Source organism: Paenibacillus sp. MZ04-78.2 (assembly GCF_024213375.1).
Lineage (GTDB): Bacteria > Bacillota > Bacilli > Paenibacillales > NBRC-103111 > Paenibacillus_G.
Map to the genome: position 1 here is coordinate 1 of NZ_JANAVJ010000125.1, position 676 is coordinate 676.

General features: G+C 56.2%; 1 rRNA gene. It reads left to right on the top strand.

Annotated features, from left to right (window positions below):
* Positions 1-676, top strand: a 23S ribosomal RNA gene (locus NLX71_RS26320); the annotation flags it as partial.

A 676-nucleotide genomic window follows, 5' to 3' on the forward strand; every position in this document is an offset into this window, starting at 1 on the left:
CCGGTACGAGGACAGTGTCAGGTGGGCAGTTTGACTGGGGCGGTCGCCTCCTAAAGTGTAACGGAGGCGCCCCAAGGTTCCCTCAGAATGGTTGGAAATCATTCGAAGAGTGCAAAGGCATAAGGGAGCTTGACTGCGAGACAAACAGGTCGAGCAGGGACGAAAGTCGGGCTTAGTGATCCGGTGGTACCGAATGGAAGGGCCATCGCTCAACGGATAAAAGCTACCCTGGGGATAACAGGCTTATCTCCCCCAAGAGTCCACATCGACGGGGAGGTTTGGCACCTCGATGTCGGCTCATCGCATCCTGGGGCTGAAGTAGGTCCCAAGGGTTGGGCTGTTCGCCCATTAAAGCGGTACGCGAGCTGGGTTCAGAACGTCGTGAGACAGTTCGGTCCCTATCTGTCGCGGGCGTAGGAAATTTGAGAGGAGCTGTCCTTAGTACGAGAGGACCGGGATGGACGTACCGCTGGTGTACCAGTTGTTCCGCCAGGAGCACGGCTGGATAGCTAAGTACGGAAGGGATAAGCGCTGAAAGCATCTAAGCGTGAAGCCCCCCTCAAGATGAGATTTCCCAGTATGTAAGACCCCTTGTAGACGACGAGGTTGATAGGTTCGGGGTGGAAGCGCGGCAACGCGTGCAGCTGACGAATACTAATCGGTCGAGGGCTTATCC